We start from the raw sequence: 26,466 nt of genomic DNA on the forward strand, positions 1-26,466 counted from the left end.
TCCAATAGCGACCATTTGACTCGACTCGAAAGACTCAGACGGTGAAGCCGAGGGCGCGCAGCTGTTCGCGGCCGTCCTCGGTGATCTTGTCCGGGCCCCACGGGGGCATCCAGACCCAGTTGATCTTGAGGTCGTCGACCAGGCCGCTGCGCACGAGGGCGTTGCGGGACTGGTCCTCGATGACGTCGGTGAGCGGGCAGGCGGCCGACGTGAGGGTCATGTCGAGAGTCGCGACCTCGTCCTGCACGGATAGGCCGTAGACGAGGCCCAGGTCGACCACGTTGATGCCGAGCTCGGGATCGACGACGTCGCGCATCGCCTCCTCGAGGTCCTCGAGGCGCTTGATGTCCTCGGCGGACAGCTCGACCTGCTCCGCTGTCTCGGTTGCCGGTGTTTCCGTCATGCCTGGTCCCCGTTTCCCATCGAACGTTGCGCCTCTTCTGCCGAGGTTATCCGGACGACCGCGTCTTTGAACGCCATCCAGCCCAGCAGCGCGCATTTGACGCGCGCCGGGTACTTGGCGACGCCGACGAAGGCGATGCCGTCGCCGATCATCTCCTCGTCGCCCTCGACGGTGCCGCGGCTGGAGATCATCTCGTGGTACGAGTCGACCACCTTCAGCGCCTGCTGCACCGGCAGGCCGATCACCTGGTCGGTGAGGACCGAGGTGGAGGCCTGGCTGATCGAGCAGCCCTGACCGTCGTAGGAGACGTCGGCGACGTCGCCGTTGTCGTCGAGCTGCACGCGCAGAGTGACCTCGTCACCGCAGGTCGGGTTCACGTGGTGCACTTCGGCACCGAACGGCTCCCGCAGCCCGCGGTGGTGCGGGTGCTTGTAGTGGTCCAGGATCACTTCCTGGTACATCTGCTCCATGCGCATGGTCTATACAACTCCGAAGAAGCTCTGAGCCTTCCGCACGGCCGCGACCAGTGCGTCCACCTCGTCGAGCGTGTTGTAGGCGGCAAACGAGGCGCGCACCGCGGCGGCCGCGTCCATCCGGCGCAGCAGCGGCCACGCGCAGAAGTGACCGACCCGGACGGCGACACCCTCGTCATCGAGAATCTGACCGACGTCGTGCGCGTGGATCCCGTCGACCACGAACGACACCGCGCCACCGCGGTCCACGTTCTCGACCGGGCCGAGAATCCGCACACCGTCGATCGCGTTCAAGCCCTCGATCGCGGCACCGACCAGCGCGTGTTCGTGCTCGGCAATGGCATCCATGCCGATCGCTTCGAGATACCGCACGGCCGCGCCCAAACCGACCACCTGCGAGGTCATCGGCACACCGGCCTCGAACCGCTGCGGCGGCGGGGCGTAGGTGCTGACCTCCATGGTGACGGTCTCGATCATCGAGCCGCCGGTGATGAACGGCGGGGTCTCGGCCAGCAGCGCGCGGCGGCCGTACAGCACGCCGACACCGGACGGACCGAACATCTTGTGCCCGGAGAATGCGGCGAAGTCGACGCCGAGCTCGCGCAAGTCCACCGGCATGTGCGGCACCGACTGGCAGGCGTCGAGCACCGTCAGCGCGCCGACTGCCGTTGCGCGGCGCACCAATTCGGCGACATCGGTGATGGCGCCGGTCACGTTGGACTGGTGAGTGAACGCGACAACCTTTGTGGCAGGCGACAATTCGAGCGAATCGAGATCGATCCGGCCGTCGTCGGTCACGCCGTACCACTTCAGCGTCGCGCCGGTGCGGCGCGCAAGCTCCTGCCACGGAACGAGATTCGCGTGGTGCTCGATCTCGGTGATGACGATCTCGTCACCGGGACCGACGTGGTACGGGAAGCGATCATCGGCGAACGAGTAGGTCACCAGGTTCAGCGATTCGGTCGCGTTCTTGGTGAACACGATCTCGTCCGCGTCGACCCCGACGAACCGGCCGATATCGGCGCGGGCGCTCTCGTAGGCGTCGGTCGCCTCCTCGGCCAGCTGATGCGCACCGCGGTGCACCGCCGAGTTGTGGGTGACCAGGAACTCGCGTTCCGCGTCGAGCACTGCCAGGGGCCGCTGCGAGGTCGCGCCGGAGTCCAGGTACACCAACGGTTTCCCGTCCCGAACCGTGCGGCTCAGGATCGGGAAGTCGGCCCGGAGGCGGGCCACGTCGAGAGTGCGGACCGTGGCGGTCATATCAAGCTCCTGCAGTGGCAGACAGGGGGACGGCAGTCGGCGAAGCCGACGGGGTGGGTGAGCTCTGAGTGAAGCGGACGTAGCCGTTGGCGTCGAGTTCGTCGGCCAGTTCGGAGCCGCCCTCGGCGACGATGCGGCCGCCGACGAAGACATGCACGAATTCCGGCTGGATGTAGCGCAGGATCCGGGTGTAGTGCGTGATCAGCAGCACGCCACCCCCCACCGGCTTGCCGGATCCGTCGACCCAGCCGCGCTCCTTGTACTTGTTGACGCCCTCGGAGACGATGCGCAGCGCGTCGACGTCCAGGCCGGAGTCGGTCTCGTCCAGGATGGCGATCTTCGGCTTGAGCAGGCCCAGCTGCAGGATCTCGTGACGCTTCTTCTCGCCACCGGAGAAGCCCTCGTTCACGTTGCGCTCGGCGAAGGCCGGATCGATCTCCAGCTCGGCCATCGACTCCTTGACTTCCTTGACCCAGTGCCGCAGCTTGGGCGCCTCGCCGCGGACGGCGGTGACGGCGGTACGCAGGAAGTTCGAGGTGGAGACGCCGGGGACCTCGACCGGGTACTGCATGGCGAGGAACAGGCCGGCGCGCGCCCGCTCGTCGACGGTCATCGCGAGGACGTCTTCGCCGTCGAGGGTGATCGAGCCGGAGGTCACCGTGTACTTGGGGTGACCGGCGATCGCGTACGACAGGGTCGACTTGCCGGAGCCGTTCGGGCCCATGATGGCGTGCGTCTCACCGGACTTGATGGTGAGGTTGACGCCCTTCAGGATCTGGATGGGCGCGCCGGACTCGTCCGGGTTGGCGACCTCGACGTGCAGGTCCTTGATTTCCAGGGTGGTCATCGAATTCGAATTCCTTTGTGGGAGTGAGTGGTTCAGACGCCGACAGCGGCGAGCTCGGCCTCGATGGCCGACTCCAGCCGCTCCCGGATCTCGGGGACCGCGATCTTCTGGATGATCTCGTGGAAGAAGCCGCGCACGACCAGGCGTCGCGCCACGTCCTCCGGGATACCGCGGGCGCGCAGGTAGAACAGCTGCTCGTCGTCGAAACGGCCGGTGGCGCTGGCGTGTCCGGCGCCGACGATCTCGCCGGTCTCGATCTCCAAGTTCGGCACCGAGTCTGCGCGCGCGCCGTCGGTGAGCACCAGGTTGCGGTTCAGCTCGAAGGTTTCGGTGCCCTCGGCCGCGGCGCGGATCAGCACGTCGCCCACCCACACGGTGTGCGCGTCGGGCTTGCCGGAGTCCGGATCGCCTTGCAGCGCACCCTTGTACACCACGTTCGACTTGCAGTGCGGCTGCGAGTGGTCGACGAGCAGGCGCTGCTCGAAGTGCTGGCCCGCGTCGGCGAAGTACAGGCCGAGCAGCTCGGCGTCGCCGCCGGGGCCCGCGTACTTGACGACCGGGGTCAGCCGGACGAGATCGCCGCCAATGGTCACCACGGTGTGCCGCAAGGTCGCGTCGCGGTTGAGCAGCGCATGGTGCGCCGCGACGTGTACGGCGTCGTCGGCCCAGTCCTGCACGGCGACCACGGTCAGCCGCGAACTGTCGCCGAGCACGAATTCGATGTTCTCCGCATAGGTTCCGCTGCCGCGCTGGTCGATCACCACGGTGGCGGTGGCGAAGTTGCCGAGCCGGACCTGCAGGTGACCGTAGGCGACCTTGTCGACGCCGGGACCGGTGATGGTCACGACGATCGGCTCGGCCACCTCGGTTTCGGCGGCGATGCTCAGCACGGTGGCCGACTCGAACGCCGAATATGCCTGGGCCGCAACCCGATCGGCGGGCTGACCGGCTTGGCCGAGGCGGGCGTCATCGCGTCCGACGGTCTCGACCGAGATGCCCTCGACCGTCGTAACCGCAACGTCCGCAGCACCATTCGCGACGGCGGTGCCGTCGTGCAGCCCGCGCAGGCGGCGCAGCGGGGTGAACCGCCACGCCTCGTCACGGCCCGAGGGCACCTCGAACTTGTCGACGTCGAACGAGGTGAAGACCTCGCCTTTGTTGACCGCGGCGCCAGCGCCCGGGTTCTGAATCGGCTTCGAGGGGTTTTCTCCCTCTACCGCTCCAATCACACCAGTCGACATCAGCCAACGGCCCCTTCCATTTGCAGCTCGATGAGCCGGTTCAGTTCCAACGCGTATTCCATCGGCAGTTCCTTGGCGATGGGCTCGACGAAGCCGCGCACCACCATGGCCATCGCCTCGTCCTCGGTCATGCCGCGGCTCATCAGGTAGAACAGCTGGTCCTCGGACACCTTCGACACGGTGGCCTCGTGACCCATCGTCACGTCGTCCTCGCGGATGTCGACGTACGGGTAGGTGTCCGAGCGGCTGATCGTATCGACAAGCAGCGCATCGCATTTCACGGTCGACTTGGACCCGTAGGCGCCCTTGTTCACCTGAACGAGGCCACGGTAGGAGGCCCGGCCACCGCCGCGCGCCACCGACTTGCTGATGATGTTCGAGGAGGTGTGCGGCGCCAGGTGCAGCATCTTCGCGCCGGTGTCCTGGTGCTGGCCCTCGCCGGCGAACGCCACCGAGAGCACCTCGCCGCGGGCGTACTCACCGGTCATCCAGACCGCCGGGTACTTCATGGTGACCTTGGAGCCGATGTTGCCGTCGACCCACTCCATGGTCGCGCCCGCCTCCGCCTTGGCCCGCTTGGTGACCAGGTTGTAGACGTTGTTCGACCAGTTCTGGATGGTGGTGTAGCGGCAGCGGCCGCCCTTCTTCACGATGATCTCGACCACCGCGGAGTGCAGCGAGTCCGACTTGTAGATCGGCGCGGTGCAGCCCTCGACGTAGTGCACGTAGGCGCCCTCGTCGACGATGATGAGGGTCCGCTCGAACTGGCCCATGTTCTCGGTGTTGATCCGGAAGTAGGCCTGCAGCGGGATGTCGACGTGCACGCCCGGCGGCACGTAGATGAACGAACCACCCGACCACACCGCGGTGTTCAGCGCGGAGAACTTGTTGTCGCCAGCGGGGATCACCGAGCCGAAGTACTGCTGGAACATCTCCGGGTGTTCCTTCAACGCCGTGTCGGTGTCGAGGAAGATGACGCCCTGCTTCTCCAGATCCTCACGGATGGAGTGGTAGACGACCTCGGACTCGTACTGCGCCGCGACACCGGAGACCAAGCGCTGCTTCTCCGCCTCGGGGATGCCGAGCTTGTCGTAGGTGTTCTTGATGTCTTCGGGCAGGTCGTCCCAGGTGGCTGCCTGCTTCTCGCTGGAGCGCACGAAGTACTTGATGTTGTCGAAGTCGATGCCGTCGAGGTTGGAACCCCAGTTCGGCATGGGCTTGCGATCGAAGATGCGCAGCGCCTTCAGCCGGATGTCGAGCATCCAGTCCTGCTCGCTCTTCTTCTCCGAGATGTCGCGAACAACCGCCTCGGACAGGCCTCGTTGCGCGCTGGCTCCGGCCACATCCGAATCGGCCCAGCCGTAACCGTATTTACCCAGCGAAGCAATGGTCTCTTCCTGAGTGAGCGGCTGCACCTGGTCGGTGGTTGTCGTCATTCGGCACTCCTTCCGGAGTCGTTCGTTCGTACCGCTGCGGGCTGTGCAGCGATTTCTGGTGAAGTTTTGTTGGTAATCGGTAATACGAGCAGCGGCACGTGCGTCGTGCACGCGCAGTCGCCGTTAGCGATCGTGGCCAGCCGCTGCACGTGCGTGCCGAGCAGGTCACGGAACGCCTCGAGTTCCGCCTCGCACAACTGCGGGAATTCCTCCGCGACGTGCGCGACCGGGCAGTGGTGCTGGCAGATCTGCACGCCGGTGCCCACCTTGCGGGTGGAAGCGGCGAAACCGGCCTCGGTGAACGCGTCCGCGATCTCCTCGGCCTTGGCCTCGGTCTGCTGCGGCGTGTGTTCCTCGACCGGCGCGATCCCGGCCACGATAGTCCTAGCCCGTTTCCGCGCGAACTCGGTGATGGCTTGTTCGCCGCCGATCTCGCCGAGCTGGCGGATCGCCGCACCGGCCAGGTCGTCGTAGGCGTGACCCAATTGGCCACGACCTGCGGCGGTGAGTTGATACTGCTTGGCGGGGCGGCCTCGGCCCTTCTGCTGCCAGGGCGCGGACCTACTGGCCCGGGCCTGACCGGAGTCGATCAGCGCATCGAGGTGGCGCCGCACGCCGGCCGGAGCCAGTCCCAGTGTGGTGCCGATGGCGGTCGCGGTGATCGGGCCCTCTTCCAGCAGCAGCTGGACGATGGCCGCGCGGGTGTGTCCCTCGCCGACGGTCGTGGGCGCAGCAGGCGATCCGGTACCGGCCTTACGACCAGCCCTTTCGTCTTCGCTCCGCAAACCCACGGTTTTCACAACATCAGTGTGGCGGAATTCGTTCCCGAAATCTAATAAGGGTGCCCTGAGTTCTCGGGGCTCGTGACCTGCATAGACCGCTGTTGCGGGGTCCGCGGGAGCCCGATCCGCGGTGCCGCGGAGTTGCAGATCGGGGTCGCGATCGCCCGTTATTTAAGCCGAGCCTTAAACCGCCCGCGGATATGGCCTCTGACCTGCCGTTTGCGTGAGCGACTCGAGAACGTCCCGGCGTGCGAGGTGTTCGCGGCTGACGCGTCGGCCACTCTCGCGATCGATGCTTCGGCGATCACTTTCGCGCGGATCGAGTCCAGTGCGTTACATCACACATGGTCGATTGACCACCTCGCCGAGACCACTCAACGGACGGCGACGAGCTTCATCGGCGTCTCCAGCAGAGCGTCGACGGCGTCATCCCAGTTTGCTGTCCGAGTGGTAACCAGCGACGGGTCGAACCGGCCCGCGGCGACCAGATCCAGCACCTCGGGGATAGCGGGACGGGCATGCGCACGACCGGTATGGAACGTGCAGCAGCGCGAGTACATCCGGAAGATCGGCAGCGGGACGTCGGTGAGCTGGACGCTGACGCTGGTGCACCAACCGTCGTAGGCGGTGGCGTTGATCGCGGATCGCAGCGCCGTCGCACCGCCCGCGGATTCGACCGTGATCGGGAACCGGCCGACGCGGGCGTCACGGGGACCTTCGATTGCCTCGGCGCCCAAGGACTTCGCGATCTCCAGCCGCTCGACGGAGTCGTCGAGGTAGACGACCCGGGCAGCATCGAGCGCGACGGCGAGGCCCGCGGCGTACAGCCCGATCGACGGGGCAGCGGGCCCGCCGATGACCAACACCTCGGCGCCGGGGTTGTCGGCGAGCTGCGGACCGACCGCGCGATACCCGTCCGGGATGTTGTCGCTCGCGCTGGCAACGGCCACCGGGTCGATCCCGGCAGGCAGCAGCACCAGCATGGCGTCGGCGTGCGGAATGAGAGTGAGGTCCGCCCAGAGCCCGCCCCAGTCCAAGCCGCCGAGCGGGCCGAGGCCGAAGGACGACAACGGCGCGTGACTCGTACAGTTGCCGGTGCGACCGCGCAGACAGGCATGGCATGTGCCGCAAGAGATTTGGAACGGCACCACCACCCGGTCACCGACCGCGACGGCACGCACGTCGTCCCCGATCGCGACCACCTCGGCCACGCCCTCGTGCCCGAACGGATAGGGACCGGGCAGCGGGAAGGCGCCACGCAGGACGGCCGGATCGATATCGCAGGTGGCCAGCGCGATCGGGCGGACCAGCGCCTGGCCGGGCCCGGTGAGCTCGGGTTCGGGGTGCTCTTCCCAACGCAGGTCGCCGGGGCCGGTCAACATCAGACGCTTCATGGATCGAGTTTCGCTAGAACGTTCTTTCTAGTCATGCCCCACAGGGAATTTCACTGCTCAGCAACAACTTCCGGAACATTTCCGGTGCCGTCCGATGCCGCGGCCGCCACCACTCTCGCCTCGATGGTCGGTGCCGAGTCCACCTCGGGCATCCCCATGTCGATATCCGAGGTGCCGGTGCCCGAGGGACCCGTCTCCGCTTCGGTATTCAGCAGCCCCGCCTCTGTGAACGTCACGCGGATCAGTCGCTCCATCGCCGCGGCCACCGTGTGCAGCGGCGCCTCCGAGCGTCGCACCCTGGCCAGCATGGTCGCGCCCTCGTACGCGGCGACCACCGTGGTGGCCAGCGCCCCCGCTTCCGGCCCGGACAACCCCAGTTCGGCGAGCAATCCCGCGAACGCCTGTTCCATCGCGTCGAAGGCCGTCGCACACGCGGCACGGATCGTCTCGACGTCGCTGCCACCGTCCAGCGCGGGTGTGCCGATCGGGCATCCGTCGTCCCAGTCCGAAGCGGCCAGCTTGCCGACCATGAAGTCGAACACGGTGGTCGTCGTGGCGAAGACATCCGTCGGCGCCTGCCGGATCATCCGACCGGTGAGCGTCCCGGTCCCGGTGATGGCGGCGACGGCGATCTCCTCCTTGCCGCCCGGAAAGTGGTGGTAGATAGACCCGTACGGCAATCCGGCCGCTTCGCTCAACGCCTTCAGACCGAACCCGTGATACCCGTGCCGTGCGAGCAGCCCGCACGCGGCGACTTCGATCCGCCGCCTGGACTCCGAAACCATGTGTCTGATTGTGCCTCGGTCGGCGACGCTTCCGATCGGAACGAGCACGGTCGTGTGCGGTCTGTGGCCGGACTCCCTCCGAGCGGGACCCTTATGCTTCGTCTCGTGGCGGTACTGGAGGGCGCGCGGCGCAGGACACTGGCATTCGGGCGCCGAGCACTCGGGTTGGACGTGCCGACCGCCGATCACACGATCGCGGTCCTGCACCAGGACGAGACCGAGGTGCCCGGGCTCGACCCGGAGGAGCGCGTCCAGCTGGACCGGATCCGCCTGATGGGCGCGACCGGAACGGTGCTGATGGCGATCAGCGCGCTCGGTATCGGCGCGCAGCCGGTGCACCAGAACCCGACCTCGGGTGTCCGGGTGCTCGGCATCTTCGCCCGCGCGCACACCGGCTCGCTCGCCATGTGCATGACCGGCACGGTCGTGGTGGTGCTCGCCTGGCTGCTGCTCGGCCGGTTCGCGGTCGGCGGCATCAGCGGCGCACCACGCCACCGACTGACCCGCTCCCAACTCGACCGCACCCTGCTGCTCTGGATCATCCCGCTGAGCGTCGCGCCCCCGCTGTTCAGCAACGACGTGTATTCGTATCTGGCACAAAGCGAAATCGCGGCGCGCGGCATCGACCCGTACCAAGAGGGACCGGTCGCCGGGCTCGGCATCGACAACGTACTGACCAACAATGTGCCGACCATCTGGCGCGACACCCCGGCGCCGTATGGGCCGCTGTTCCTCTGGATCGGCCGCGGCATCGCCGAGATCACCGGCGACAACATCATCGCGGGTGTGTGGGTGCACCGCATGCTCGCGCTGGCCGGTGTCGCCTTGATCGTCTGGGCACTGCCGAGACTTTCGGTGCGCTGTGGAGTGGCGCCGGTGAGCGCGCTGTGGCTGGGTGCCGCGAATCCGCTGGTGCTGTTCCATCTCGTCGGCGGCGTGCACAACGACGCACTGATGCTCGGGCTGATGCTGGCCGGGATCGAGTTCTGCTTACGCGCCATCGAGGACATCCATCCGTTCGATGGACGTGCCTATACGTGGTTGATCGGCGGAACGATCGTCATCACGATGTCGTCGGCGGTGAAGTTCACTTCGGTCGTCGCGCTCGGGTTCGTCGGCATGGCGTTGGCCCGGCGCTGGGGATTCAGTCTGCGCAATGTGGCCGTTGCAGCGGTCATGCTCGGCGCAATTGCCATCGGCACAACAGTTTTCATCGGTTCCATGAGCGGGCTCGGCTTCGGCTGGATCTACACCCTCAATGTCGCCAATGCGGTTCGCAGTTGGATGTCGGTGCCGACCGTGCTCGGCATCATCACCGGGTTCGGTGGCGTGCTGCTCGGCCTCGGCGACCACACGACCGCACTGTTGAGCATCACCCGGCCGATTGCCGTGGTGATCGCGGGGTTCTTCACCGTGCGCATGCTGGTCGCTACCGGTTCCGGTCGGCTGCATCCGGTCGGCGCGCTCGGCGTCGCGATGGGTGCAATAGTGCTGTTGGCCCCTGTGGTACAGCCCTGGTATGTGCTGTGGGCGATCGTGCCACTGGCCGCCTGGGCCACCCGGCCGGCGTTCCGCGTTCCCGCTGTTGCCTTCTCGGCCGTCGTCAGCGTAATCCTCATGCCGCGCGGCGCCGACCTCGAGGTGTTCCAGATCGTCGGCGCGGTCATCGCCACGGTGATCGTCTCCGTGCTGTTCATCGTGATCACCCGTAACAAACTGCCGTGGCGCGGCGAGCGGGGGGTGTCGGCTCCGTCACAAGTGCCCACCTCTTACGGTGTGACATTGTGACATCCTCCGGACCTGCCGTTCGCGTCGACGGTGTCGTCAAGCGTTACGGCGAGACCACGGCGGTCGACGGTTTGAGCTTCGATGTCGAACGCGCGCAGGTGCTCGCGCTGCTCGGTCCGAACGGGGCGGGCAAAACCACCACCGTCGAGATGTGCGAGGGATTCGTGACGCCGGACGCGGGTTCGGTGCGCGTGCTCGGCCTCGATCCGATCGCCGATTCCGATCGGCTGCGCCCGCGCATCGGGGTCATGCTCCAGGGCGGCGGCGCCTACCCGGGCGCGAAGGCGGGCGAGATGCTCGACCTGGTCGCCGCCTACTCCGCCGATCCGCTGGATCCCGAATGGTTGCTGCGCACCCTAGGTCTGCAGGACAACCGCGGCACGCCGTACCGTCGGCTCTCCGGCGGCCAGCAGCAACGGCTCGCGCTGGCGTGCGCGCTGGTCGGCAAGCCGGAGATCGTGTTCCTCGACGAACCCACCGCCGGGCTGGACGCGCAGGCACGCCTGATCGTGTGGGAGCTGATCGACGCGCTGCGCCGCGACGGGGTGACCGTCGTGCTCACCACGCACCTGATGGACGAGGCCGAACAGCTCGCCGACCAGCTGGTGATCATCGATCACGGCCGAATCGTCGCCTCCGGCACGCCCGCCGAGGTGACCGCGCACGGCGCCGCCGGGCAGCTACGCTTCTCCGCCCCACCGAAACTCGATCTGGACCTGCTGAAATCGGCACTGCCGGAAGGTTTCTCGCCACGGGAGACCACGCCGGGCACGTATCTGGTCGAGGGCGAGATCAATCCGCAGGTGCTCGCCACCGTGACCGCGTGGTGCGCGCGAGTGAACGTGCTGGCCACCGACATTCGGATCGATCAGCGCAGGCTCGAAGACGTCTTCCTGGAACTCACCGGACGGGACCTACGCGGATGACCCAGCCCGACCTGACCGCCAACCGCTTCACGCCGGGCACCTTCGCGCCCGATCCACGGCCGAGCTCGCGCGCCGCGATGATGCTCGCGCAGACGCGGCTCGAGCTGATCCTGTTGCTGCGCAACGGCGAACAGCTGCTGCTGACCATGTTCATTCCGATCACCCTGCTGGTCGGGCTCACCCTGTTGCCGTTCGGCGACCTCGGCGCCGACCGCGTGGACAAGATCGTGCCCGCGGTGATGATGGTGGCGGTCATGTCGACCGCGTTCACCGGACAGGCCATCGCCGTCGGCTTCGACCGCCGCTACGGCGCGCTGAAGCGGCTCGGCGCGACCGCGTTGCCGCGCTGGGGCATCATCGCGGGCAAGAGCGCGGCGGTGCTGATCGTCGTTGTGCTGCAAGCGATTCTGCTCGGCGCCATCGGCTTCGCGCTCGGCTGGCGGCCCGAACCGGCCGGACTCGCCCTCGGGGCGCTCGTGATCGCGCTCGGCACCGCCACTTTCGCGGCGATGGGCCTGCTGCTCGGCGGCACGCTGAAGGCCGAAGTCGTGCTGGCACTGGCGAACATCCTCTGGTTCGTCATGCTCGGCATCGCGAGCGTGGTGTTCGCCACCGACGATCTGCCCGCCGCGGTGAATGTGCTTGCCCGCCTTATCCCCTCGGGTGCGCTGGCGGTCACCCTCGAGGACGCGATGCGCAGCAGCATCGACTGGTTCGGCATCGCCGTGCTCGCCGTCTGGGGCGCGGTATCCGGCATCCTCGCGGCCCGCTACTTCCGCTTCCAGTAGACGGCCGCCGAACTGCGCACACCGCCGCGCCGGGTGTCCGCGAGCGGTACCAACGACAGCGTGTAGTTGACCGTGCTCTACCATCGTGACGTGCTGTATCGCGCCTTTCTGCGACTCGTCGACAAGCTGCCGCTGCCCTCGCTGCGGGTGCAGCGACTGATCGCGATCGCGGTCATCCTCTCGCAGGCGGGCATCGCGGTCACCGGGGCTGTCGTCCGGGTTACCGCCTCCGGCCTCGGCTGCCCGACCTGGCCGCAGTGCTTCCCCGGCAGCTTCACCCCGATCGGCGTCTCCGAGGTGCCGGTGCTGCATCAGACCGTCGAGTTCAGCAACCGGCTGCTCACCTTCGTCGTCTCGCTGTGCGCCGCGCTGATCGTGCTCGCGGTCACCCGCGCCCGGCGCCGCCGCGACGTGCTGACCTACGCCTGGCTGATGCCCGGCGGCACGTTGCTGCAGGGCATCATCGGCGGCATCACCGTGCGCACCGGTCTGCTCTGGTGGACCGTCTCCGTGCACCTGCTGGCGTCCATGCTGATGGTCTGGCTGTCGGTGGTGCTCTACGCCAAGATCAACGAACCCGACGACGGCATCGAAACCGTGCAGGCGCCCGCGCCGCTGCGCTGGCTCACCGCCCTCAGCGGCGTCGCATTGAGCGGCGTGCTCATCGCCGGAACCCTGGTCACCGCCGCCGGACCGCACGCGGGCGACAAGAGCATCGAGCGCCAGGTAGAGCGCCTGCAGATCGAGATCGTCACCCTGGTGCACCTGCACTCGCAGCTGCTCGTCGGCTACCTCGCACTGCTGGTCGGCCTGGCCTTCGGCCTGTTCGCGGTCGGCGTCACCCCTGCGGTCCGCAAACGGATGTTCGTACTGCTCGCGCTCGTCTGCGCGCAGGCCCTGGTCGGCATCGTCCAGTACTTCACCGACGTCCCAGCGGCTCTCGTCGTCGTGCACGTCGGCGGAGCCGCCGCCTGCGTCGCCGCCACCGCCGCCCTCTGGGCATCGCTGCACACCCACGAACCCGCCCCCACAACCGTCACCGCGAAACAGTCCGCCTGAACTCGCGTCACGTAAACCGCACACCCTTTGCCTGAACCGCACACCCCCTATACCGGATGTGCGGCTAACACAAAGGGTGTGCACTCTCCCCAGCAACCCATTTCGACCGCTCACCCGACAAGAAAATCTCGAAAACAGCACCACAGCCAGGCCTCACGTCGAAAACCACCACCTCACCCACCCAGGCCGCGGAAGAGCAAGTCGGGAACCCCACCTGACGCGCTCAGCACTACTCGGGTATCCCACGAACTGCCGAAAACCTTGAGGCAGTACACCATCGGACATCTGTGAGCACGCAACCTCGGATCAGTACACCTAGAGATCCTGGGGAATGTGCACCTACCGGGTAGGTACTTCCAAGGACTCCCAAGCAGAGCAGTCCATAGAAGCTGAAGACCTACCCACGTTTTCCCGCGAGTAGTGCTGAGCGCGTCGTGTGCCGTACCCGGCTTTAGTTACCGGTCAGGTGCGCGGTGTGGGCGTTCCAGCGTAGTCATCTGGCTGTGGTTGCGTCACAAGCGCTTCGGACAAGAGCGGATAGTCCGCGGTCAGCCCTCGAGGGAGCGATGAGGTGTCGGCGCGCATGAGTTGTGCAGGTGCGCTCGAAATTGCTAGCAATTTCGTGCGCAGCCTGCGAAAACGAGCGCGGGAGGTGGCTTCCGCAAGGTTGGGACTGGATCCGCACTTTCTCGGGATCTGCACTCGCTTTAGGGCCCTGTTGCGGGTGCGGATCCCGAGAGAGAGTGCGACTGGTGGCGACGGTGGCCTCGTCGATGGTGTTGGCTACGCTCGGGGGTCGGGGTTGGACGGATCGTCGAGAACGGGAGTGGCCGATGGGTTCAGAGCGGGTGGAAGGTGCGGTTGCGCAACCATTTCCGCAAATCGAGCCGTACGCGCACGGACTGTTGGAGGTCGGGGACGGGAATCGGATCTACTGGGAAACCAGTGGGAATCCGGCGGGCAAGCCCGCGCTCGTGGTGCACGGCGGGCCGGGTAGCGGCGGTAGCCGCCGGGCACGAAAGACCTTCGACCCGAGCGTGTATCGCACGATCATGTTCGATCAGCGCGGCTGCGGAGAGAGCGTGCCGCACGCCTCGGACCCGAATGTCGACATGGCGCACAACACCACCGAGCATCTGATCGCCGACATGGAGCGGTTGCGGGAGCATCTCGGCGTCGAAAAGTGGTTGCTGTACGGCGGCTCCTGGGGTTCGACGCTGATCCTCGCCTACGCCGAACGGTATCCGGAGCGGGTGTCCGAGATCATTCTGGTGAGCGTCACGATGACCAGGCCCGAAGAGACCGATTGGCTCTACCACGGTGTCGCGCGGTTCCTGCCCGCCCAGTGGGAGGCGTTCCGCAATGCGCTGCCGGAAGGTGAGCGCGACGGGAATCTCGTTGCCGCATATAGCCGTTTGATGAACAACGCCGATCCGGCGGTGCGGGAGCAGGCGGCCCGCGATTGGTGCGCCTGGGAAGACGCCGTCATCTCGCACGAATCCCTTGGCAACCCAGGCGCTTACAGCAGCAAACCGGACGCGGCGCTGCTCGCCTTCGTCCGGATCTGCACCCACTACTTCGCCAACAACGCCTGGCTCCCCGATGGACAACTACTCCGCGACGCGCCCAAGCTCGCCGGTATCCCCGGCGTGCTCATCCACGGACGACTCGACCTCAGCACGCCGCTGCAAACCGCCTGGCAGCTGGCACAGGTGTGGCCGGAGGCCGATCTGAAAGTGATCGACGACTCCGGCCACACCGGCAGTCCGACTATGCAGGCGACGATCCTGGAAGCCGTCGCCCGCTTCGGCCGCTAACCCGTCACTTGGCCGCAGCGCGGGCGGGCGGGTCAGCGGCAGCCGCGTAGGTCTGCATCGCGTCGGCGATCGCCGCGGTGTTCACAGTCAACGCGGTGTTGTTGATGTTGGCGGTGGTGTCGCACGAGCGGTGGTAGCAGGAGTCGTAGGCCCGGCCCGCCTGGCCGCCGAACAACTGCTGTTCCCGTTGCGTCTTGATGCCCTCCGCGCCGGTGAACAGGCCGCCGACCGGGATCCCGGCCCGCATGAACGCGCCGTAGTCCGAGCGGCCGTCGAGCGCCGTACGGATGTGCGGAATGCTCCGAGAATCGAAGTAGCGGTTGAAGTTCTGCTCGATCGCGGCGGACCCGGCCGGCCCGCTGCTGCCGTTGTAGATCATGTACGCGAAGTTCGTCGAACCGATCATGTCGAAGTTGAGATACAGCGCGAGCTTGGCGCGGTTGGCCGCGGACAGGTTCGCCACGTAGTACTTCGAGCCGACCAGCCCGAGTTCCTCGGCGCCCCACCAGGCGAACCGCACCTTGTTCTTCGGCTGCTGGGTGGCCATCTGCAGCGCGACCTCGAGCAATCCCGCACTGCCGGAACCGTTGTCGTTGATGCCCGCGCCGGCGCGCACGGAGTCGAGGTGTGCCCCCGCCATCACGACCTGGTCCGCGTTGCCCGTCTTGCTCTCCGCGATCACGTTATGCGTTGTGGCAGGCAAGGATTCGGTGTCGGTCTTGAGCCGCACCACCTTGTTCGCCGCAGCGAGGTCCTTGCCGACGGCGAAGCTCGCGCCGACCACCGGGACCTTGATGCCCTTCTCGTCGAGGGGCTCAGCGAAGGCGTCGGTGCGGCCATCCTGTCCCTCGTTGAAGATGATCACACCCGATGCGCCTGCAGCCTGCGCATTTCGAGCCTTGTCGGCTGCGGAGCAGGTACCGCGCTGGATCAGGGCGATATTGCCGCGAGTGAACCCGGCGAAGTCCGCGGCCTCGCAACCGGAGGTCGAGGTGTTCGGCTGCAGACCGGGCGACAGGGCCAGATCGACACCCTGGACCGTGGCCCGTGTTTCGCCCGACCCGGAATAGGTCAATGTGGCGAAGTCGCTGAGCTCGACCTGCCCCGGCTGGGTCGCTTTGTACGAGGTGTGACCTGCGGAGACCTGCTCCAGGACCGCGGTCGACTTCTCCCGGAAGGACTGGAAGGTGAACGGCTGCAACGTCACCGTGTAACCCACGCGGCGGAGTTCACCGGCCACGTAGTCACGGGAGGCGTCGTAACCGGCGGTGCCCGCGGCACGGGTACGGCCGTTGGCGTTGGCGATGCTCTGGAACTTCTCCAGGTGCTGGTTGACCGCCGGCGCCTGGATCGAGTCGGCCAGTTGCCCGGGCGGCGCGGCGGGTTCGGCGGACACCGAACCCGCCAGCGCGAGCGATAGCGCGAGCGGCACGGTGGTGGCTGCGGCGATCAGTTGGCCGGTTTTGGCACGGCCGGATTTTCGGGGCATGTCGGCTCCTCCGAAGGATGGATGAATTCCCGATGGTCGGAGGTTAAGCCGAGGTGCCGGCCCGCTGAAACCCCAGTTGACCTGTGGGGAAAGGGCGTTACGGCGCGAGCGCCGCCCGGACGAACGCCACAAGATCGCCGCTGACCCGTTGCTGGTCCAGCCCGTCGGTGCCGCCGCGAATCGCGGACAACAAGGCGGACAACAAGATCGAGAGCAGGATCTCACCACTCAGCCGCGGATCGAGTGCGGGATCCATGCACCCGAGGGCGATCCCGTTCTTGATCCAGGCGGTGGCCTCGTCGCCGTAGACAGTCAGGTTCTGGATCGAACGCTCGGCCACCTGGTCGTCGATCGAGGTCGCCTCGATGAGGATGAAGGTCACCAAACCTGGTTCGTCCGTGACCAATTCGTAGCAGTGGTCGATGATGCGGGCGAACAGCGCGCAGAATTCGTCGAGGGTCTGCGGGCGCTGCCCGGTCACCGCCCGCGCGAAGACGCGGTCGCGGATCAACGCGAAGTAGTGGTCGATGACCGCGTCGAGGATGTCGCGCTTGTTGGTGAAGTAGTTGTAGAACGTGCCATGACTGACGCCGGCGCGGGCGACGATATCGGCGACCACGACGGCGCGATATCCCTTGTCCACGAACAGCTCATACGCGGAGAGGACCAGCTCCGCCCGGCGTTTGGCGGCATTCATCGCGCCGGTCCGGCCGCGACGGAATCGATTGGCCGCAAGGCCTTTTCGAGCAGGGTGAGTACACCGGCGGTGGCTCGTTCCCGCGCCAGTGGCGTGTTGTCGCCGCGCATCTCCTGCAACAGCCCGGGCACCACCAGGGTCAGCGTAGTGTGCGCGGTCACCTCGGGGTCGATGTCCGCGCGAATCCAGCCCGCCGCGACACCGCGCCGAAGTTCTTGCGCCACAAAGGTACTGACGAGCAACTCCAGCCCGAGCAGCCGGTCGCTGAGCTCCTTGTCGATGGCGCTCGCCTCGACGAGCACCAGCCGAACGAAGTCCGGATCATGCTCCAGCATCGCGTACAACCGCGCGATGGCCGCCTGGACACCGGCGAGCAGCTCCTCGGCCGAGGTCGGACGACTCAGCAGCGCCTGCGGTTCCAACGCGTCGATCAGCCTGCCGAACCCGAAATCGACTACATGGTCGAGGATTTCGCGCTTGCTCGCGAAGTACCGGTACACCGTGCCCTGCCCGATACCGGCGTGCGCGGCCACGTCCGAGATCGCGGTCGCCTCGTACCCGCGCTCGACGAACACGGCGTACGCCGATTCGATGATCTGCTGCCTGCGCCGTTCCGGCAGACCGGCAAGCGGTGGCCGACCCCGGCGGGCCGCGCTCGGCTGCTCGGGCACAGCACTCCTTCTCGACAGAACCAGGACAAATAGCTCGTCAGCTTATCAACGCCCCGGTGCCTCGCCCTTCGGGCCGTAGTCGACGACCTGCCAGTTGCCGCCGTTCTTCGCCACCGTGACCACCAGCAGGTTCGGTACCGTCGCCGGGGTCGGCTGCTGGATGTTCTGGGTCTTCTGAGTCGCGAACACCGTCACCGAGTACTGATCGTTGCCTTGCGTGTCCACCGCGGTGCCGAGCACCTGGCCGGTGGCCACCACCTGCGCCTCGGTCATGATCTTCGCCAGCGTGTCGTGCACCTCGTCGTAGCGCTTGCGCAGTGCATCGGAGGTGCCCCGCTGCACGCCGTCGAAGAAGGCGGGCAGGTTCTTGTGGTCATAGGTGAGCGAGCGCAGCGTGTAATCCTTCGCGACCTCGGCGGCCTTGTCGCGGTCGGCGTTCTGCTGGCGCAGTGCGCCGAGATCGTCGGAGGTGGACTGCCAGGACAGGCCGAGCGCGATGCTGAGCACCGTGAGCAGGACCGTCAGGCCGCCGAGGATGTAGCCGATGCCGTTGCGCCGCAGGCCCTTCGACTCCTCCACCGAGGCGGTGACAGCCGCGCGCTCGGGGACGACGGCCTCGGGCGTCGGGGCGGCAACGACCTCGGGCGTCGCGGCGACGACAGTCTCGGGCGTTGGGGCCGTGCCGGTTTCGGGCGCATCGGCGGGCTCGTTGGTGGTCATGAGGTCCTCAACTCTCTATTTCGGAACGTCGAGCGTGATGCGGGCGGTCCCGTTCTCCGGGAAGGTCGCCGAGAGCAGGTCGATGATCGAACCCGCGTCCACCCGAACGGGTTTCAGCACGCTGGTGGACGGCTTCAACGCGGTGGCGATGTGCGCCAGGTCAGGTCCGAGCACCGCTAGATACTGGTCGATCTTCTGCACCAGCGGTCCGAGCGGCTCGTCCCAGACATGTTCGCCCGCATAGGAATAGCCCTGGAAAGCCTTGATCAGGTGCACGACCTCGGGCAGCAGCTGGGTGAAATCGTCGGCCCAGCCGCCGATCACCGGTCCGTAGCCGTTGAAGTTCTCGGCGAGGTCCTGTCCGTTCAGGTACAGCCGGGTGATCTCGTCCCGCTTGTCGTGCAGCAGTTGCGCCGTCATGGTCAGCGTCCGGGTGAGATTCGCGATCTCCTTCTCCCGGCCCGCGTAACCCTGCGACAGGATGGCGGCGAGCTGTTCGATCTTGGCCGGATCGATCTGCGAGTTCAGCACGTCCAGCTTGGCCAGCGCCTCGCTGACCGTCGTCGCGATGCGCACCTGATGCGCGGGAACGACGCTGCCGTCGGTGAGATACGGGCCCACCGTCCCGGTCGGGCGGAAGTCCATGAACTGCTCGCCCGCCGCCGACAGATTGCTGACGTGCACCTCGCTGCCGAGCGGCACCCGGTACTTCGCGTCCAGCTCGATCCGCACCGCCAGCCCGGTGCCGGTGGCGGTGATGGCGCGCACCTTGCCGATCCGCATGCCGCGCAGGTCGACCTGAGAAGTCTGCATCAGCCCGCCGGACGTAACCATCAGCACCGTAACGGTATTCGTCGTACGCCGGGGATCGATGTCGAGCACGCCGATGGCCATGTACGCGGCGCATACCACCGTCATCACGAGCAGCAGCACCAGCGAGACCGGACCGGAGAGCTTCATCGGACCATTCCTATCGACCGCAGCACCTGGATCATCTCGTCCGAGCGGGCCGTGGCGTCGGCGGTGACCGCCGCCGCGCTGACCCGCTGCACCCGAATGTTCGGCGGCGCACTGAAGAACGGGATCAGCTTGTCGCGCAGCAGCCGGTTCATGGTGTCGACGTTCATCGGGATGGTGGTGTCGGAGCTCGCGATGGTGAGTGCGGCGGGCGCGAGGATGCTGATGATGTCGTGCAGGTCGCCGCGCAGCGGCAGCGCGAGATCGCCTACGTACTGGGCCAATTGGCCGCCGTCGATGATCAGTTGGACCAGGCCGAACAGTACGTCCGACAGACCGGCGGCGCGGCTCGGCCCGAGGGTGAGGGTGCGGTCGACGTTTTCCTTGTTCGCTTCGAGGGTGGTCGTCACGCTGGCCGCGGCGGCCAGGATCCGGTCGATATCGTCGCCGTGCGTGGCCAGGTCGTGCAGCGCGTTCTTGCCGCCGGCCAGGATGCGCTGCAGGTCCGCCGGGTCGGCCGGGAAGGAGGCATTGACGCTGGCGACGAGCTCCTGCATCTCGCCGAAGCGGCCGCCGGTCACGATGTTCGACAGTGCCCGCAGGATGTCTTCCACATTGGCGGCGGGCACGGTGCGCGAGCGCGGGATGACATCGCCGTTCACCAGGAACGGCGGACCCGCGTTCGGCGGCGCCTCCAGCGCGATGTGGATATCACCGAGGATCGTGCTCTGCCGCAGTTCCGCGGTGGCCGACTTGGGCAGTTGCACATCGGATTTCAGGTCGATCGTGGCGACGGCGGTGTCCCCGATCAGCTCGATCCGGTCCAGCATGCCGACCTCGACACCCTCGGCGATGACCTTGGCCCGGTCGGGCAGGTTGAGCACCGAACCGAATTCGATCCGGATCGCGAAGGTCTCCCCCGCCAGATACGTCCCGGGGATCGGCACGTCGGTCGCGCGCAGCCCGCAGCCGGTCAACAGCAGCACGACCGCGGCGAGCACAGGTATCAGACGCTTCACGGCGCCCCCAACGATCCGAGGATCACCTGCATCAAGCCGGGCTGGCTACCGTCCGCCGACTCATAGTGCGGCGGAAGGTAATTCATCCGCACCGCACCCGTCGCCGGGTCGAAGATCTGAGCCAGCCGATTGTTCAGCGGGGGCAGCTGCACCAGCAGATCCACGATGCTGCCCGCCAGCACCGCGTAGCGATGCACCTCCGGAATGATCCGATCCAGGAACTCGTAGGACTGCTGGTCGTACTTGCCGACATTGCGGGCGATCACCGGCAGGAACTGCAGCGCGAGATCGACTGCCCTGGACAGTTCCGCCGAGAAGCCGTCGACCAGTTGCACGCCGTTCTTCAGATTGTCCAGCAGCGCTTGCATATCCGGCCAGTTGGTGATGAACATGGTGGTGAGCTGGTCGAGGTTGTCGACGAGCCTGCGGATCACCACGTCCCGGTCGGCCGGATCGCCGATCACCTGAGACAGTCGCTGTAGCAAGGCATTCCACTGCGGTCCGGTGCCGTCGAGTGAGCGGACCGCGCCGGTGATGGTCTGATCGAGCAGGGTGTCCGAGGGCGCGCCGGGGGTGGGCGACTGTTGCGCGCCGAGTAGGTCGCCGGACAGTCGCCCGAGCGCATCGAGCGCGTCGCTGATGCCGACCGGCGTCTTGGTGCGCTCCAGCGGAACACAGTGCGCGGTATCGAATTTCGGTCCGCCGGTGTAGGTCTTGGTCAGCTCGACGCGCCGGTCGGTGACGATCGAACTCGACATGGTCACCGCCCTGATATCGGCGGGCAGGGTGAGCTTGCCGTCGATCGTCATCGTCACCTGCATGCGGTCGCCGCGCGCCTCGATGCCCGAGACGGTGCCCACCTCCACGCCGAGCATGGTGACGCTGTTGCCCTCGTAAAGCCCGACGGTGTCGGTGAATTCGGCGCACATGGTCTGCTCGGCGGGCTGCATCTTGTCCAGCCAGGTCGCGCCGCTCACACCGACCACCACCGCCACCGTGACCACCACCGCGGCGATCACCACACCCGTTCTGCCCCAGGCCCGCATCAGCACGCCCTCCCCTCGAACGGAATGCACAGTGCCGGACCGCGGATCACGCTGGCGGACTGGTCGATGGTGACCCCGTCCGCGCCGAGCATGGCCGAGATCTTCGCGATGAAGTCCTTGATCCCCGTAACGACCGTGTCGAGGCGGCCGGGATCCTGCACGAGTTTGTCGAACAGGTCCTCGAATTCGGCGACCGACGGCTCGATCGAATCGCCATACGCCATCACCGGCCGGTGCAGCACCAAGAAGAACCGCTTCAGCAGTTCGAAGACCTGGACGACCTCCGCCTTCCGCTGCCCGAGCACCACGGCGACGACACCGAGTTCACGCACGAAGTCGGCGAGCACGGCCCGGTCTGTCGCGATCGCGCCGATGTACTCGTCGGATACCTGCACCGCCGAATCCAGCTGCTTCGACCGGTCGGCCAGTACGCCGGTGAGGTCGTTGAAGTTGCCGATGATCGAGCGCACGGCGTCGGGCTGGCCGGCCAGCGCGGCGTTCACCTCGGCGATGGTGCTGCGCAGAGTGGTCCCGTCGACCTGGCCGAGCACCGGGGTGGCCACGTCGATGATGTCGGTCAGCTCGAACGGCGTGGTGGTCCGTTCCGGCGGAATGTGCTTGCCGCCCAGCGCTGGCTCCCCCTGCGGAGCCAGCGACAGGTAGTGCCCGCCGATCGGTGTCAGCATCTTCACCGCCACCGACGAGGCGTCGCCGACGTGCACCTCGCGGTCTACGCCGAAGCGCACCTCCACGTGGTCGCCGACCAGGTCCACCGAACGGACCTGGCCCACTTTGATGCCCGCGATCCGCACCTCGTCACCGGTGCGGGTGCCGCCCGAGGATCGGAAGTCCGCTGTGTAGGACTGCTCCCCGAACGGCACCACGTACAGCACCGCGGCGGCGAGCAGGGCGAGCACGCTCAGCAGCACACCCGCTATCCCCCAGCGCAATTGGGCCCAGGACTCCGACTTCTCGGACCGCAGCTGTCTGAGCTCCCCGAACAATCGGAACGGAAGCCCGACGAGTTGTCGTGCCGCACCGGTCATTTGCACACCACCAGCTTCTGATTGCCGAGCACGACATTGCCGATGCCCGGTAACCCGAGCTCGCCACCGGCACACGAGTACGTCTTCGCCTCGCCGCTGGCCGGGATGTTCTGGTTGAGCCCGGTGAGCAATGACGGCACCAGCGACAGGATTTCGACCAGCTGATCGGTCTGCGGCAACAACCTGCGCAGCAGCCCGTCCAGCGGCAGGTAACTCTGGTCGTAGGCCCCTTGCAGCTCCTCGAGCAGCGGGATGAGCGGCACCAGGGTGCGGTTGGCCTGCTCGATGGCGGTGATGATCGTCGCGGTCCGGCTGCCGAACTGGCTCAGCACGCCGTTGAGTTGCTTGACGAGATCGCCGACCGCCGCGGACTTTCCGCCGATCGAGCGGGAGATCTCGCCCAGGTTGTGGATCAACAGGACGACCACCGCCTCGCTGCTCTTGGCGTGCTTGGTGAGCTTGTCGAGATCGGCGAGCGCGGGTCCGATGCCGCTGCCGTCGCCTTGCAGCACCCGCAGGATGTTGGTGCCGAACTGGTTGAGCTGGGCCGTATCCAGGGTTTCGAACAACGGTTTGAAGCCGTTGAACAGTTTGGACACATCGAAACTCGGGATGGTGCGCTCGACCGGAATGGTGGCTCCCTCGGCAAGCCGCACGCCGCCGGTCTTCGCGGTCATCAGTTCGATGTAGCGCTGCCCGATCAGATCCTGGTACCGCACAGCGGCTTCGGTGTTGTCGTACACCGGGCGCTGCCGGTCCACGGTGAAGTGGACGCGGGCGTGCGTGCCGTCCAACTCGACGTTGTCGACCTTCCCAACGGCCACCCCCGACATCCGCACCACGTCCCCGGCGTAGAGCCCCGAGATGTCGCTGAAGACAGCGTCATAGGAGACCTTGTCCTCCGGCACCGGCGTATTCAGCGCGGCCACAATGAAAGCCGAGCACACCGCGACGATGGCGAAGAAGATGCCGAGCTTGACGGCCGCCCCGGCCACACTGTTCATCGCGGCACCCCGATTATCGAATCCGCCAGGTAGGGCATGTTTTTCACGATCACCTCGAGCTGCAGCTGCACCCGGCCGTCGATCACCGGGAACGCGCTGTCGATGCGGGCGAGCAGTGCGGGCAGCCGGTTGTACGCGGGCGCGACAGTGCCGATCGACGCGCTGATCGGCACCACCAGATCCAGCACGCCGCCGATGATGGCGGCCAGATCGGGGTTGTCCCTGCGCAAGAGATCGGTCACCGGTAGCAGCAGCGCGGTGTCCAGGCCGGACAGCGAATGCTTTGTCCGCTCCCGGTTCTCCGCGCTGCCGAAGTACTCGCTGTTGTCGAGCACGCCGAGGATCACGTCGACCACCGGCGGGGTCACCTGCGCGGCACCGGTGCCGACATCGGCGCCGATATCGAGGTAATGCCCCAGTGGCGCACGCTGATTCATGGCGAGCACCCGCGCGGTGGCGAAGAACGACTGCACCGCCGGACCGAGCGAGGCGGTGTTGTCCAGCAGCAGATCGAACAGCGCGCGCACGGTGTCGGAATCGAGCACCTGGGTCAGCCGCGCCGCCCGGCGGAACACACTCGACACGGTCGCGTTGGTCGCGTTGGCGCCGATGAACAGCGTGGTGTTCTCCGGCAGCCGCCCGCCCTTGCCGGTGTTCACCAATTCGATGGCGCTGGAACCGAAGATGTTCGACGAGGTGAATCGTGCCGACACGTCGTCGGTCAGCGCGGCGGCTTGCGTGCGATCCAGCGACAGCTCGATGCGCTGGTGCCCGTAGTCGACGGTCTCCACCTTGCGCACGGTGCCGATCCCGAAGCCGCGGAACTTCACCTCCGCACCCGGCGCGAGCCCCTCGCCGAGGGTGGCCGCATCGATGGTGAGGGTGAACCGGTCGGCGAACTTCCCTTGCGCGTATTGCGTGGTGAACACGGCCACCACGAGGATGACGGCGGCGACGACCAGCCCGCGTAGCCGCAGCATCCACCGCCCGGCGGTGCGCCCTGAATGATCAACGAATATCGGCACGCGTCACCCCGAAATCTTGATTCCGACATCGGGACCCCAGAAGACGATCGTCATGATCATGTCCGCGATCACCACCAGCACCAGGCTCGCGCGGATCGCCCGACCCGACGCGCGACCGACGCCCTCGGGTCCGCCGGTCGCGTAAAACCCCTGGTAGCCGTGGATCAGGATGATCATCACCACGAAAACCGTCGCCTTGATCAGCGACGCGATCACGTCGGCGGGTTGCAGGAAGGCGTCGAAGTAGTGGTAGTAGGTGCCCGAGGACTGACCGTGCAGCACATTGACGACCACCGCGCAGGACAGGTAGCTGAGGATCAGTGTCAGCAGGTAGAGCGGGACGATCGTGATCATGCCCGCGATCACCCGGGTGGTCACCACGAACGGAATCGGCCTGATGCCAATGGCTTCCAGCGCGTCGATCTCCTCGGAGATGCGCATCGCGCCGATCTCGGCGGTCATCCGGCAGCCCGCCTGTGCCGCGAAACCGATCGCGGCGACCATCGGCGCCATCTCCCTGGTGTTCGCGTAGGCGGAGACGAACCCGGTCAGCGGACCCATGCCGACCATGTTCAGCGCGGTGAAACCCTCCACGCCGATCGAGCCGCCGACCGCGACGCCGAGGAAGATCAGCACCGCCACCGTGCCGCCGCCGACGATGATATTGCCGCTGCCCCAGGTGATGTCGGTGAGGATCAGCATGGTCTGGCGGCGATACGAGCGCAGCGTGTGCGGCACCGCGGCGAGCACCTGGATCACGAAAGTCAGTTGGTGGCCGAGCGATTCGAACAGCGTCAGCGGTCCACGCGTGCCGCGCTCGACGAGGCGACCGGCCCGGCCGAACGGCCGATACTGGGCGGGAACTTCCGTCATCAGCCCACCTTTTGCGGCAGGAACATCGAAACCAGCTGGGTGATCACGAGATTCACGCCGAACGCGGCGATCACCCCGATCACCACGGCCGCGTTCACCGCGTTCGCGACACCCTTGGGGCCGTGCGTCGCCTCCAGCCCGCGCTGGCAGGCGACGATCAGCACGATCACCCCGAAGATGACCGACTTCACGATCGCCACCGCGAGATCGGCCATGGTCGCGAAGGCCGCGAACGAGGACAGGTAGCTGCCCGGCGTCACCCCTTGGAACCCGACGGCCACCACGTATCCGGTGAACACCCCCATGAAAATGACCAGCAGGCACAGCAGCGGCGTCAGCACGATCATGGCCGCCAAGCGCGGCGCGACCAATCGCCGCACCGGGTCGATTCCCATGGTGCGCAACGCATCTACTTCCTCGCGGATCGTGCGCGCCCCCAGATCCGACGCGATCGCCGAACCGGCCGCGCCGCCGAGCAGCAGCGCGGTCACCATCGGCGCGCCTTGCCGAATGACGCCGAGCCCGCCCGCCGCACCGGCCACCGAGGTGGCGCCGACCTGCTGCGTCAGGCTGCCGACCTGCACCGAGACGATCACGCCGAACGGAATCGCCACCAGCACAGCGGGAATCGCGGTCACACTGACGATGAACCAGCCTTGCTGCAGCGTGTCCCGCCACGGATGTCGAAGTTTGATGATGTCGCCGACGAGGTAGCTGAACGCGGCGGCCGCGAGTTGTAGCGTTCGACCGAAGGTCCGCAAGCTCTTCAGAACTAGCTCGAACCCCCACCGCACCAGTGGCTCGGACACCCGAGCAACCCTGTCTACGACCACTGTTACCTCGATTCCACCGGCTCCCCCCGGCGAGGCACAATTTAACCGACTGATATGTCACTCTGTGGCTGTTTCGGCCAAATCCTC

26 protein-coding genes are annotated in these 26,466 nt (G+C 66.7%); 5 read left to right on the plus strand and 21 right to left on the minus strand.

Going from position 1 to position 26,466, the window contains the following annotated elements; translation table 11 throughout:
* Positions 1 to 34: 34 nt before the first annotated feature.
* The 9 genes from ACQPW1_RS32925 to ACQPW1_RS32965 all read right to left on the minus strand — a co-directional run bounded on the left by ACQPW1_RS32925 (position 35) and on the right by ACQPW1_RS32965 (position 8,621).
* The gene (locus ACQPW1_RS32925; RefSeq protein WP_433655777.1) at positions 35 to 403 is read right to left on the minus strand and encodes a metal-sulfur cluster assembly factor; all 369 of its coding nucleotides are present in this window, start codon (positions 401 to 403) and stop codon (positions 35 to 37) included.
* The gene (gene sufU, locus ACQPW1_RS32930) at positions 400 to 879 is read right to left on the minus strand and encodes a Fe-S cluster assembly sulfur transfer protein SufU (protein WP_433655779.1); all 480 of its coding nucleotides are present in this window, start codon (positions 877 to 879) and stop codon (positions 400 to 402) included. Before sufU ends, ACQPW1_RS32925 begins: the two co-directional genes overlap by 4 nt.
* Before the next feature lie 3 nt (positions 880 to 882).
* Complete coding sequence (locus ACQPW1_RS32935) at positions 883 to 2,136, minus strand: cysteine desulfurase (RefSeq protein ID WP_433655781.1); 1,254 nt, start codon at positions 2,134 to 2,136, stop codon at positions 883 to 885.
* A gap of 1 nt (position 2,137) precedes the next feature.
* Positions 2,138 to 2,983, minus strand: coding sequence for a Fe-S cluster assembly ATPase SufC (sufC, locus tag ACQPW1_RS32940; RefSeq protein WP_433655783.1), 846 nt, complete (start codon positions 2,981 to 2,983; stop codon positions 2,138 to 2,140).
* A 32-nt stretch (positions 2,984 to 3,015) separates the two neighbouring features.
* Positions 3,016 to 4,224: a Fe-S cluster assembly protein SufD gene (sufD, locus tag ACQPW1_RS32945; RefSeq protein WP_433655785.1), complete on the minus strand. Its 1,209-nt coding sequence runs from the start codon at positions 4,222 to 4,224 to the stop codon at positions 3,016 to 3,018.
* Positions 4,224 to 5,660, minus strand: coding sequence for a Fe-S cluster assembly protein SufB (gene sufB / locus ACQPW1_RS32950; protein ID WP_433655786.1), 1,437 nt, complete (start codon positions 5,658 to 5,660; stop codon positions 4,224 to 4,226). The genes sufD and sufB overlap by 1 nt, the downstream gene beginning before the upstream one ends.
* Positions 5,657 to 6,460, minus strand: a complete 804-nt coding sequence (locus ACQPW1_RS32955; protein WP_433655788.1) for a helix-turn-helix transcriptional regulator — start codon at positions 6,458 to 6,460, stop codon at positions 5,657 to 5,659. Before ACQPW1_RS32955 ends, sufB begins: the two co-directional genes overlap by 4 nt.
* A gap of 356 nt (positions 6,461 to 6,816) precedes the next feature.
* A complete protein-coding gene (locus ACQPW1_RS32960) occupies positions 6,817 to 7,836 on the minus strand; it encodes a zinc-dependent alcohol dehydrogenase (RefSeq protein ID WP_433655789.1) in 1,020 nt (339 codons plus the stop codon).
* 50 nt (positions 7,837 to 7,886) lie between these two features.
* Positions 7,887 to 8,621: a TetR/AcrR family transcriptional regulator gene (locus ACQPW1_RS32965; RefSeq protein WP_433655791.1), complete on the minus strand. Its 735-nt coding sequence runs from the start codon at positions 8,619 to 8,621 to the stop codon at positions 7,887 to 7,889.
* Between the two features lie 93 nt (positions 8,622 to 8,714).
* Here ACQPW1_RS32965 and mptB point away from each other — a divergent pair, with 93 nt between their 5' ends.
* The 5 genes from mptB to pip all read left to right on the plus strand — a co-directional run bounded on the left by mptB (position 8,715) and on the right by pip (position 14,999).
* Positions 8,715 to 10,409 carry a polyprenol phosphomannose-dependent alpha 1,6 mannosyltransferase MptB gene (gene mptB, locus ACQPW1_RS32970; RefSeq protein WP_433655792.1) on the plus strand — a complete coding sequence of 565 codons (1,695 nt, stop codon included), beginning with the start codon at positions 8,715 to 8,717 and terminating at the stop codon, positions 10,407 to 10,409.
* Complete coding sequence (locus tag ACQPW1_RS32975) at positions 10,403 to 11,335, plus strand: ABC transporter ATP-binding protein (protein ID WP_433665395.1); 933 nt, start codon at positions 10,403 to 10,405, stop codon at positions 11,333 to 11,335. The genes mptB and ACQPW1_RS32975 overlap by 7 nt, the downstream gene beginning before the upstream one ends.
* Positions 11,332 to 12,123, plus strand: coding sequence for an ABC transporter permease (locus ACQPW1_RS32980; protein ID WP_433655794.1), 792 nt, complete (start codon positions 11,332 to 11,334; stop codon positions 12,121 to 12,123). Before ACQPW1_RS32975 ends, ACQPW1_RS32980 begins: the two co-directional genes overlap by 4 nt.
* 90 nt (positions 12,124 to 12,213) lie before the next feature.
* Entirely contained in the window at positions 12,214 to 13,182 is a 969-nt protein-coding gene (locus ACQPW1_RS32985) for a COX15/CtaA family protein (protein ID WP_433665396.1), read from the plus strand.
* 833 nt (positions 13,183 to 14,015) lie between these two features.
* Positions 14,016 to 14,999, plus strand: coding sequence for a prolyl aminopeptidase (gene pip, locus ACQPW1_RS32990; protein WP_433655796.1), 984 nt, complete (start codon positions 14,016 to 14,018; stop codon positions 14,997 to 14,999).
* A 4-nt stretch (positions 15,000 to 15,003) separates the two neighbouring features.
* Here the strand turns inward: pip and ACQPW1_RS32995 are convergent, their stop codons facing one another.
* The 12 genes from ACQPW1_RS32995 to ACQPW1_RS33050 form a co-directional block, all read right to left on the minus strand.
* Entirely contained in the window at positions 15,004 to 16,488 is a 1,485-nt protein-coding gene (locus ACQPW1_RS32995; RefSeq protein ID WP_433655798.1) for a M28 family metallopeptidase, read from the minus strand.
* Positions 16,489 to 16,585: 97 nt separating this feature from the next.
* Entirely contained in the window at positions 16,586 to 17,185 is a 600-nt protein-coding gene (locus ACQPW1_RS33000) for a TetR/AcrR family transcriptional regulator (protein WP_433655800.1), read from the minus strand.
* Positions 17,182 to 17,856: a TetR/AcrR family transcriptional regulator gene (locus tag ACQPW1_RS33005; RefSeq protein WP_433655802.1), complete on the minus strand. Its 675-nt coding sequence runs from the start codon at positions 17,854 to 17,856 to the stop codon at positions 17,182 to 17,184. Before ACQPW1_RS33005 ends, ACQPW1_RS33000 begins: the two co-directional genes overlap by 4 nt.
* 45 nt (positions 17,857 to 17,901) lie before the next feature.
* Positions 17,902 to 18,576, minus strand: coding sequence for a hypothetical protein (locus tag ACQPW1_RS33010; RefSeq protein ID WP_433655804.1), 675 nt, complete (start codon positions 18,574 to 18,576; stop codon positions 17,902 to 17,904).
* 15 nt (positions 18,577 to 18,591) lie between these two features.
* A complete protein-coding gene (locus ACQPW1_RS33015; RefSeq protein ID WP_433655806.1) occupies positions 18,592 to 19,536 on the minus strand; it encodes an MlaD family protein in 945 nt (314 codons plus the stop codon).
* Positions 19,533 to 20,552: an MlaD family protein gene (locus ACQPW1_RS33020; protein ID WP_433655808.1), complete on the minus strand. Its 1,020-nt coding sequence runs from the start codon at positions 20,550 to 20,552 to the stop codon at positions 19,533 to 19,535. The genes ACQPW1_RS33015 and ACQPW1_RS33020 overlap by 4 nt, the downstream gene beginning before the upstream one ends.
* Positions 20,549 to 21,598, minus strand: a complete 1,050-nt coding sequence (locus ACQPW1_RS33025) for an MCE family protein (RefSeq protein WP_433665397.1) — start codon at positions 21,596 to 21,598, stop codon at positions 20,549 to 20,551. Before ACQPW1_RS33025 ends, ACQPW1_RS33020 begins: the two co-directional genes overlap by 4 nt.
* Entirely contained in the window at positions 21,598 to 22,644 is a 1,047-nt protein-coding gene (locus ACQPW1_RS33030) for an MlaD family protein (protein WP_433655810.1), read from the minus strand. Before ACQPW1_RS33030 ends, ACQPW1_RS33025 begins: the two co-directional genes overlap by 1 nt.
* Positions 22,641 to 23,648 (minus strand): MlaD family protein, encoded by a 1,008-nt coding sequence (locus tag ACQPW1_RS33035; protein WP_433655812.1) that lies wholly within the window; start codon positions 23,646 to 23,648, stop codon positions 22,641 to 22,643. The genes ACQPW1_RS33030 and ACQPW1_RS33035 overlap by 4 nt, the downstream gene beginning before the upstream one ends.
* Positions 23,645 to 24,673, minus strand: coding sequence for an MlaD family protein (locus ACQPW1_RS33040; RefSeq protein ID WP_433655814.1), 1,029 nt, complete (start codon positions 24,671 to 24,673; stop codon positions 23,645 to 23,647). Before ACQPW1_RS33040 ends, ACQPW1_RS33035 begins: the two co-directional genes overlap by 4 nt.
* A 3-nt stretch (positions 24,674 to 24,676) precedes the next feature.
* Positions 24,677 to 25,546: an MlaE family ABC transporter permease gene (locus ACQPW1_RS33045; RefSeq protein WP_433655816.1), complete on the minus strand. Its 870-nt coding sequence runs from the start codon at positions 25,544 to 25,546 to the stop codon at positions 24,677 to 24,679.
* Positions 25,546 to 26,379 (minus strand): MlaE family ABC transporter permease, encoded by an 834-nt coding sequence (locus ACQPW1_RS33050; protein ID WP_433655818.1) that lies wholly within the window; start codon positions 26,377 to 26,379, stop codon positions 25,546 to 25,548. The genes ACQPW1_RS33045 and ACQPW1_RS33050 overlap by 1 nt, the downstream gene beginning before the upstream one ends.
* Between the last annotated feature and the right edge of the window lie 87 nt (positions 26,380 to 26,466).

This window comes from Nocardia sp. CA-128927, from assembly GCF_050955855.1.
In the GTDB taxonomy this organism is placed as follows: domain Bacteria; phylum Actinomycetota; class Actinomycetes; order Mycobacteriales; family Mycobacteriaceae; genus Nocardia.

What these genes read in the sequence shown, in the direction of transcription:
- ACQPW1_RS33045 (WP_433655816.1), bottom strand. Translation starts at nt 25,546, where the DNA reads ATGACGGAAGTTCCCGCCCAGTATCGGCCGTTCGGCCGGGCCGGTCGC.
- sufD (WP_433655785.1), bottom strand. Translation starts at nt 4,224, where the DNA reads ATGTCGACTGGTGTGATTGGAGCGGTAGAGGGAGAAAACCCCTCGAAG.
- pip (WP_433655796.1), top strand. Translation starts at nt 14,016, where the DNA reads ATGGGTTCAGAGCGGGTGGAAGGTGCGGTTGCGCAACCATTTCCGCAA.
- sufB (WP_433655786.1), bottom strand. Translation starts at nt 5,660, where the DNA reads ATGACGACAACCACCGACCAGGTGCAGCCGCTCACTCAGGAAGAGACC.
- ACQPW1_RS32960 (WP_433655789.1), bottom strand. Translation starts at nt 7,836, where the DNA reads ATGAAGCGTCTGATGTTGACCGGCCCCGGCGACCTGCGTTGGGAAGAG.
- sufU (WP_433655779.1), bottom strand. Translation starts at nt 879, where the DNA reads ATGCGCATGGAGCAGATGTACCAGGAAGTGATCCTGGACCACTACAAG.
- ACQPW1_RS32995 (WP_433655798.1), bottom strand. Translation starts at nt 16,488, where the DNA reads ATGCCCCGAAAATCCGGCCGTGCCAAAACCGGCCAACTGATCGCCGCA.
- ACQPW1_RS33035 (WP_433655812.1), bottom strand. Translation starts at nt 23,648, where the DNA reads ATGAACAGTGTGGCCGGGGCGGCCGTCAAGCTCGGCATCTTCTTCGCC.
- ACQPW1_RS33030 (WP_433655810.1), bottom strand. Translation starts at nt 22,644, where the DNA reads ATGACCGGTGCGGCACGACAACTCGTCGGGCTTCCGTTCCGATTGTTC.
- ACQPW1_RS33015 (WP_433655806.1), bottom strand. Translation starts at nt 19,536, where the DNA reads ATGAAGCTCTCCGGTCCGGTCTCGCTGGTGCTGCTGCTCGTGATGACG.
- ACQPW1_RS33010 (WP_433655804.1), bottom strand. Translation starts at nt 18,576, where the DNA reads ATGACCACCAACGAGCCCGCCGATGCGCCCGAAACCGGCACGGCCCCA.
- ACQPW1_RS33000 (WP_433655800.1), bottom strand. Translation starts at nt 17,185, where the DNA reads ATGAATGCCGCCAAACGCCGGGCGGAGCTGGTCCTCTCCGCGTATGAG.
- ACQPW1_RS32935 (WP_433655781.1), bottom strand. Translation starts at nt 2,136, where the DNA reads ATGACCGCCACGGTCCGCACTCTCGACGTGGCCCGCCTCCGGGCCGAC.
- ACQPW1_RS32925 (WP_433655777.1), bottom strand. Translation starts at nt 403, where the DNA reads ATGACGGAAACACCGGCAACCGAGACAGCGGAGCAGGTCGAGCTGTCC.
- ACQPW1_RS33025 (WP_433665397.1), bottom strand. Translation starts at nt 21,598, where the DNA reads ATGCGGGCCTGGGGCAGAACGGGTGTGGTGATCGCCGCGGTGGTGGTC.
- ACQPW1_RS32980 (WP_433655794.1), top strand. Translation starts at nt 11,332, where the DNA reads ATGACCCAGCCCGACCTGACCGCCAACCGCTTCACGCCGGGCACCTTC.
- mptB (WP_433655792.1), top strand. Translation starts at nt 8,715, where the DNA reads ATGCTTCGTCTCGTGGCGGTACTGGAGGGCGCGCGGCGCAGGACACTG.
- ACQPW1_RS32965 (WP_433655791.1), bottom strand. Translation starts at nt 8,621, where the DNA reads ATGGTTTCGGAGTCCAGGCGGCGGATCGAAGTCGCCGCGTGCGGGCTG.
- sufC (WP_433655783.1), bottom strand. Translation starts at nt 2,983, where the DNA reads ATGACCACCCTGGAAATCAAGGACCTGCACGTCGAGGTCGCCAACCCG.